Annotated in this window: 5 protein-coding genes; all 5 read right to left on the bottom strand. The window is 43.9% G+C overall.

Going from position 1 to position 7,940, the window contains the following annotated elements; all coding sequences use genetic code 11:
* Positions 1–61 precede the first annotated feature (61 nt).
* The 5 genes from AB4589_RS07250 to AB4589_RS07230 all read right to left on the bottom strand — a co-directional run bounded on the left by AB4589_RS07250 (position 62) and on the right by AB4589_RS07230 (position 7,841).
* Complete coding sequence (locus tag AB4589_RS07250) at positions 62–1,945, bottom strand: methyl-accepting chemotaxis protein (protein ID WP_017101414.1); 1,884 nt, start codon at positions 1,943–1,945, stop codon at positions 62–64.
* A 297-nt stretch (positions 1,946–2,242) separates the two neighbouring features.
* Positions 2,243–3,814 carry a BCCT family transporter gene (locus tag AB4589_RS07245; protein WP_009847132.1) on the bottom strand — a complete coding sequence of 524 codons (1,572 nt, stop codon included), beginning with the start codon at positions 3,812–3,814 and terminating at the stop codon, positions 2,243–2,245.
* Between the two features lie 272 nt (positions 3,815–4,086).
* On the bottom strand, positions 4,087–5,685 hold the full coding sequence (locus AB4589_RS07240) for a BCCT family transporter (RefSeq protein ID WP_012604297.1): 1,599 nt from the start codon (positions 5,683–5,685) through the stop codon (positions 4,087–4,089).
* A 169-nt stretch (positions 5,686–5,854) separates the two neighbouring features.
* Complete coding sequence (locus tag AB4589_RS07235; protein ID WP_009847134.1) at positions 5,855–6,493, bottom strand: response regulator transcription factor; 639 nt, start codon at positions 6,491–6,493, stop codon at positions 5,855–5,857.
* On the bottom strand, positions 6,486–7,841 hold the full coding sequence (locus AB4589_RS07230; RefSeq protein WP_012604299.1) for a cache domain-containing protein: 1,356 nt from the start codon (positions 7,839–7,841) through the stop codon (positions 6,486–6,488). Before AB4589_RS07230 ends, AB4589_RS07235 begins: the two co-directional genes overlap by 8 nt.
* Positions 7,842–7,940: the final 99 nt, after the last annotated feature.

The raw sequence follows: 7,940 nt of genomic DNA, 5'->3' as shown, positions 1-7,940 counted from the left end.
TTAAACGATCGGCATTACAACCTAAGTTGGGGCTTCTATCTATCTATCTATCTATCTATAATTACAGCTTAAAACGGCTGATTTCATTTTCTAGTTCATTAGACAGTTCAGAAAGCTGAGCAGCTTGTTCTGCAGCTTGGTGCGCTTCACCTGCTAGCTCGTTAGATACGTCACGGATTCCTTCAGTGTTACGAGTAATCTCAGACGTTACTGACGCTTGCTCTTCTGCAGCAGAAGCGATTTGAGTCGCCATATCACTGATACGTTCAACAGCAGCATGAATTTGCGTTAAGCTAGCGGCCGCTGAGTTTGAGTCATCAACACTGGTTTCAGCAAGCGTTCGGCTATCGTTCATGATACTTACCGCTTTGCCCGTTGTACCTTGCAGTAATTCAATCGTTTGTTGAATTTCTTGAGTTGAACCGTGTGTACGTTGGCTCAAAACTCTCACTTCATCAGCAACAACCGCAAAACCGCGACCTTGTTCGCCAGCACGGGCAGCTTCAATCGCTGCGTTAAGTGCAAGTAAGTTAGTTTGTTCAGCAATGCCTTGGATATTGGACAAGATAGCGTTGATGCTATTGCCGTGCTCTTCAAGCTCAAGAATCACGTTCGTTGCAACTTGAACTTCTTGTGCAAGGTTTTGGATTGAGCTTTGAGTCTGTGTAACTTGACCCGTACCGTGCTCACACGCGCCAACAGCTTCAGATGAATTCTGTGCAGTTTGATCAGCATTACCCGCAATCTCTTGTGTTGCTGCAGCCATTTCGTTCACGGCTGTTGCTACCATATTGATTTCGTCTTGTTGCATCTGAATGCGAGCACTACGCTCTTCAGCTTGAGAAGCCGTTTGACGTGCTTGGTTACCTAGCGCAGCAGATACTTCGCTTAGCTTGATCACCATGGTGTGCATGTTGCCTACAAAACGGTTGAAGTTTTCAGCAAGCTTACCAATTTCGTCATCGCTCTTAGGCTCAAGACGTTGTGTAAGGTCGCCCTCACCTGAAGCAATTTCTTCAAGTGCCGCTGAAACACGGTTCAAATCACGGAATAGGAAGCTCACTAACCAGGACACTAATACGATTACGATTAACGTAATAATGACCGCCGTTGTGATCAACTGAGTAAGTAGTGTTGAGTGATTCGCTTCTTCTGTTGCTTTGTCCATCTGAACTGCAAAAATCCAGTTCGTATTAGGCACATTAGTGAAGTAAAGAAGCTTCTCAGCACCGCGCTCTTTGATGATCTCGATGCTACCCGTACGCACTGCGTTTTCGATGATAGGCATAGAAATGTCGTTTGAAAGCTGGCTTACAGGCTTAAGGCTCAGTGCTGAGTCTGGGTGTGCTAGGAATGTGCCGTCAGAGGCATCAATGAGCATTGCGTAAGCGTTGTCACCAACATCTAAGCTGATAACATCGTTGACTAGTTGATCAATAAGTACATCCGCACCAACAACACCAACAAGCTTACCGTTATGACGAACAGGTTCAGCAATCGTAACTAGAAGCGCTTGGGTAATCGCATCTTGATAAGCGGTTGTAATAATTTGCTTACCGGCTGCGTTTGCTTCCTGGTACCAAGGGCGTTGACGAGGATCGTAACCGGCGCGATTACGTTCAGGATGTGAACGGTACATTCCGCCTTCTGGAGTACCTAAAAAGATATCGTCAAAGCCACCCGCTACACGAGCTTGCTTAAGGAAAGGAACAACATCATCCTCTCGTGAAAAGTCATTAAATGCTGATGCGATATCGGTGCGGATATCAATCCAGTTTTTAATACCTTCAGATGCTGCTTCTGATACGCTTTCAGCTCGCAGGTATACGCCGTTACGAGTCTGTTCAAATAATTGGTTTGCTGATAACCAAGTTAACGCTGTTGCCATAACGACAACAGCAGATAGGCTAGCACCTATTAACTTCTGCTTAAGTGTTAGTTTCATGTCAAAGTTTCACGAGTAGTGGATAATCTAGCGAATACTACCCAATTTAAGCAAACGATTCGAGCTATTTCACAGTTTTACATCACATTATATTTGCAATAAAACCAAAAACTTAGCTTTCGCCAATTACTTGGCTTTTCGCCAAATTCAAGGCGCCATTTCAACGACGATTTCTACGATATATACAGTTTTACAGGCTGTAAAATGGATAAAAAAAGGCAGGAGAGTTTCCTCTTCTGCCTTTTGTTTTACTTTGTATTCGACATCAAAAAGATGAAAAATCGAATAGTAGGTAGTCTATCTTTTCTCTGTTCGCATACCCATTAGTAGGCTCACACACATCAACAATAGAATGATGGTGAATGGCAATGCTGTTGAGATTGCACCCGCTTGCAGAGCTTGAACGGCTTCAGTACCGCCAACCCACAATAGAGCTACTGCAATCGCACCTTCAAGGAACGCCCAGAATACGCGTTGAGGCACTGGCGTATCAACTTTACCACCAGCGGTAATACTGTCGATGACTAAAGAGCCCGAGTCAGACGATGTAATAAAGAATACGAGAACCAATACAACCGCAATGATTGAAAGCAGAGTACCAAACGGCAATACATCAAACATTTGGAACATTGCCAGTGATACATCAGTTAAGCCATTTTGACCTAGGGTACCAACCTTATTCACGATTTGATCAATTGCCATACCACCGAACACTGACATCCAAATGATAGTCACTGTCGTTGGAACAATCAGTACCGCTGTAATGAACTCACGAACAGTACGACCTTTAGAAACACGCGCGATAAACATACCGACAAATGGAGACCATGAGATCCACCAGGCCCAGTAGAATACAGTCCAACCATGTAACCAAGCTTCATCTTCACGACCGTGAGGGTTGCTCAACGGAATGATGTTCTCGATGTATGCCATCAATGTTGTAGGGATTGAACCTAGAGTCACTGCGTAGCCGATTAGAGCTACTAGGATAAGCAGTAGGAAAGCAACCAACATGTTGATGTTACTGATAACTTTAACGCCACCATCAATACCACGAAGTACGGATACGACCGCTAGCAAAGTTACTACGGTAATAACAATGACTTGTAACCCTAAGCCTGCCTCAATGCCGAATACATGCTGAATACCACTTGCGGCTTGCTGCGCACCAAGGCCAAGCGATGTCGCCAAACCAAACAGGGTTGCAAGTACAGCAAGAATATCAACGATGTGACCAGCCCAGCCCCACGCTCTATCACCTAAAATTGGGTAGAAGATAGAACGAATTGAAAGCGGTAATCCCTTGTTGTAAGAGAAGAAAGCCAGTGAAAGCGCCACAACACCATAAATAGCCCAAGGGTGAAGCCCCCAGTGATACATGGTTGCACCGAGTGCTAGTTTTGCGGCTTCTGGTGTATTTGCCTCTACGCCAAGTGGCGTTTCATACCAACCTGTGTAGTAAGCCGCAGGTTCTGCAACACTCCAGAACATCAAGCCAATACCCATACCTGCAGCAAATAGCATCGATAACCAAGACATGAATGAGTAATCTGCCGTTGCATCAACACCACCAAGGCGGATTTTACCAAACGGAGAAACAATCAAGCCTAAGCAAAATATAACGAAAATATTGCCGGACCAAATGAACAACCAATCAAATGAATTGATAATTTGCCATTTAACACCATCCAATGCTGACTTTGCTGAAGCGGTATCTGTAAGCAGCACACCGATCAAGAACAAAGTGATGAGTCCTGCACTGATACCAAACACTGGGTTATGAACGTCAAAACCCCATTTTTGGACGTTATCTTGACCAACAGTGTAATCCGTACTGTCGATACTGTATTTATCTATACCTTTAGTCATTATTCCTCTCTACGGAATACTTATAAGATCTGTTGACCTCATATCCCTTACTTTCCTGTGACTGAATCACAAACTCGAACATACGATCCAAGTAGTACAAGCTGTTGTCACAATAATTCAAATACTTGGATGTCTGAAGTTTAGCAGGTTAACTTATTGTTTTCAGTAAACTAGAATCAGTTCGATGGATTTTCAAACAAAATATAGATAATCACTTATATTTGCGGCGAAAAAAAGGCCGACTAAGTCGGCCTCTATTTGAAAAAATACTTTTAGCTCAAAGCACTTTGCTGCTTAACCAATTGATTCTCTGTACGTAAACCAAGAAATAAACTTAGGCACATAAGCAATAATATGAAAGCAAATGGTAATGCCATTGAGACTGTTCCAGCTTGTAATGCCTGAATAGATTCAGTACCACCAACCCACAGTAGAACCGCCGCAATCGCGCCGCCCATCAATGCCCAAAATACACGCTGTGGAACAGGTGCATCGACTTTACCGCCAGAAGTAATGCTATCAATAACCAATGAACCTGAGTCTGATGAAGTGATGAAGAACACCATAATCAAACCAATCGATACCACTGAAAGCACTGAGCTCATTGGCAGCGCATCATAAGTGTGGAATAGAGAAAGTGTAATATCTTGCAGACCATTTATACCAATCTCACCCACTTTATTCGCCACCTGGTCAATCGCAATACCACCGAAAATAGCCATCCAAATGATAATGACAGACGTCGGGATAAATAAGACTGCAACGATGAATTCACGAATTGTACGACCTTTAGAGATACGAGCGATGAACATGCCTACGAATGGTGACCATGAAATCCACCAAGCCCAGTAAAATACCGTCCAACCTTGCATCCATGTTTCATCATCACGACCATGAGGGTTGCTAAGAGGAATAAAGTTCTCAATGTAGCCCATTAGCGCGGTTGGTATCGCCTTAATACCCGCCATGCCACCCGCGATAGTTACGAAGATCAGCAAGCCTAATGCAACAACCATGTTGACGTTGCTTAGAACCTTAACACCACCGTTAATACCGCGAATCACCGACATTGTTGCCAACAGTGTTACCACTGCAATAACAATAAGCTGCATACCAATACCGCCATCGGTACCAAATACATGGTTAATACCGCTTGCGGCTTGCTGTGCACCTAGGCCAAGTGATGTTGCAAGGCCAAACAATGTTGCAAGTACTGCGACAATGTCAACGATATGACCAAACCACCCCCAAGTTCTGTCACCGAGTAGCGGGTAAAAGATTGAGCGAATAGAAAGCGGTAAGCCTTTATTGAAAGTAAAGAAGGCAAGAGACAAAGCAACAACGGCGTAGATTGCCCAACCGTGCAAGCCCCAGTTGTAGATGGTTGCACCTAGTGCCAACTTAGCCGCTTCAGGAGAATACGCTTCAACACCGAGCGGTGTTTCATACCAACCGGTAAAGTAAGCTACTGGCTCTGCCACACCCCAGAACATCAAACCAATACCCATTCCCGCGGCGAATAACATCGACATCCAAGATAGGTTAGAGTGCTCTGCTTTAGCATCATCGCCACCTATACGTATCTTTCCGTACGGGGAGATAATGAGGACAAAACAGAAAAATACGAAAAGGTTCGCAGCCCACATAAAGAAACCATCGAAGTTACCGATGACTTTCCACTTAACGCCATCAAGTGCCGCTTTAGCTGTTTCAGGTTCTGCAACCAAAAGCGCAATCAGGAAAGCAATTATCGCCCCAGCACTGATTCCAAATACAGGGTTATGAACATCAAAACCCCATTTCTGAACATTATCTTGTCCTACGGTATAATCAGTATTATCAATACTATACCTATCCTTTACAGGCTCCATGCATCCTCTCTAATTAGTAGCGCACAATTTGCAACATTGCATTTGGCACTTAAATTTCGAAAGGAAGAATAACAACTCGTCGCAAAAATACTAAAAAAACCATCAAAAAACGGGTGTAAACGGCACATTTGGTAATTAAATTACACATTCACTGTAATTTAGCGTAACATCACTCAACAAGCCCAGAGCTAACAGCATACTTGGCAAGCTCTGCCGTAGAGTGAATGTCGAGCTTATGCTTGATATTTTGTCTATGGGTTTCAACCGTTCGGTAACTGATATTTAATCCCTTCGCGATCTCTTTACTGCTCTCCCCTTTAGCCACTAATTTCAACACAGCTTCCTCACGCCTACTCAATGGGTTCTTCACAGATTGTGTGGGAGTAATAGGCTGAGTAAACAAGTTCTGAGTCACTTTTTCACAGAAATAGGTTGAGCCTTGATTGACCGTCTTGATTGCCTGCACCATTTTTTCAGCCGAAATTTCTTTCAACATATAGCCGACAGCACCCGATTGCATCACCTTCATGATGTATTCACGGTTGTTATGCATGGTCAGCATCAGCACCTTAGCTTGAGGATCTTCCTCTTTAATCAGGTGAGTGGCATCAATACCATTCATGATAGGCATGCTGATATCCATCAACACTACATCAGGGCGCAGGTCTTTAACCATTTCAACGGCTTCTAATCCATTGCTGGCTGTACCTATCACGCTAATATCAGGCTCGAGTTCTAATCTCGCCATAAAGCCATCCAGTACCACTTGGTGATCATCTGCAATCACAACTCGAATAACTTCACTCATTCACTAATCCCTCTAGTGTCAGTAACACTGTAATTTCCGTTCCAAAGCCAACCTCACTCATCAATTCAAAGTCACCACCGATGAACTCCACCCGTTCTCTCATGTTACGTAACCCAATACCTCGCTTTTCCATTGCTTTATAGGTATTGAAACCGACTCCATCGTCTTGGATGAGCAACTGCAACACATTTCCAATTTGCTGTGCGATAACCGTTACTTTGGTCGCTTGTGCGTGTTTCTCTATATTATTCAGTGACTCTTGCACCACTCGATATAAAGTCGTCGCAGCTTCTGATTTCAACTTTCCCGGCTGCGTATTAAACAAGGTTTCCACTTCAATGCTCGAGTGCGCCTGAAAGTCTAATAACAGCGAAGACAACGCCGCTTCTAAGCCGATATCATCCAATGAACTTGGTCGAAGTTGATGCGAAATATGCCTCACCTCTTCGATTGCCCGCATCAGTGAATGCTGAGACTTATTCAAATGCACTTTAAGGTCTTCGCTTTGTAGCTTATTACCGAGCAGTTCTAAGTGACAGCGACTCGACACTAATAACTGGTTAATACCATCATGCAACTCACGCGCTAGGTGCTTCTTTTCGTCCTCTTGAAACATCACCGTCTTATGAGCTAGTTCCTTCAAGTTGTTATCCGCTATCCGATGTTCATGCATGTTAATGGCCAAGGTCAGTACAATGATGACCGCGACCGTCACACTCAGAATCACCACAATCGAAAAGAACGTGGTTTCAATATTCTTGTTAATTGCGGCCTGCATCGAGGCCACTTCTTGATGCACATCCTCAATATACAAGCCGGTGCCAATCATCCAGTCCCAGCGCTCTAACCAAGCGGCGTAACTCAGCTTCGAGACCACCTCACCTGTCGAAGGTTTTTGCCACAAATATTGGTGAAATCCTCCGCCTGTTTGTGCTTCTCTTAACAAGGCTTCTATCAGAAAGTCGCCATCTTCATCTTGCAGTTGAAGTAAGTTTTGCCCTATCAACTCTGGCTGGATTGGATGAACCAAATTGGTTCCGTGGCGATCATACGCAAAGAAGTAACCGTCAGAGCCATACCTTAGTTTAGACAATATGGTTCGAACTTCTCTTTTGGCTTGTGCTTCTTGGATATCGGGATCATTGTAGATATGTTCGATGGCATCAAATGCGAGATCAACAGTGTCTTTGAGGGCGTTTTCACGCGACTTAATTAAGCTGTCTCGGAAGATTTCGACCTCTTTCTCACCCAACGTCTTAGTTTGGTGTAACGAGATCCAACTAATGCTCGCCGTTACAATCAGCAACGGGAGTAGCGTCAGCAAAATCAGCTTAACTTTTAGAGGCATTCCTTTTCCTCACAAAAAACGGCTTATTGAACATCAATAAGCCGTTTTACTTTATCAATTTATGGATAGCCGTTGAAACATATCATTCACATTCTAGGC

The sequence above is a fragment of the Vibrio sp. 10N.222.49.A3 genome, from assembly GCF_041475145.1.
GTDB lineage: Bacteria > Pseudomonadota > Gammaproteobacteria > Enterobacterales > Vibrionaceae > Vibrio > Vibrio tasmaniensis_A.
This window is presented reverse-complemented; position numbering and strand designations above follow the sequence as displayed.

Excerpts from the sequence above, each read along its gene's own strand:
- AB4589_RS07250 (WP_017101414.1), bottom strand. The coding sequence starts at position 1,945 with ATGAAACTAACACTTAAGCAGAAGTTAATAGGTGCTAGCCTATCTGCT.
- AB4589_RS07245 (WP_009847132.1), bottom strand. The coding sequence starts at position 3,814 with ATGACTAAAGGTATAGATAAATACAGTATCGACAGTACGGATTACACT.
- AB4589_RS07240 (WP_012604297.1), bottom strand. The coding sequence starts at position 5,685 with ATGGAGCCTGTAAAGGATAGGTATAGTATTGATAATACTGATTATACC.
- AB4589_RS07235 (WP_009847134.1), bottom strand. The coding sequence starts at position 6,493 with ATGAGTGAAGTTATTCGAGTTGTGATTGCAGATGATCACCAAGTGGTA.
- AB4589_RS07230 (WP_012604299.1), bottom strand. The coding sequence starts at position 7,841 with ATGCCTCTAAAAGTTAAGCTGATTTTGCTGACGCTACTCCCGTTGCTG.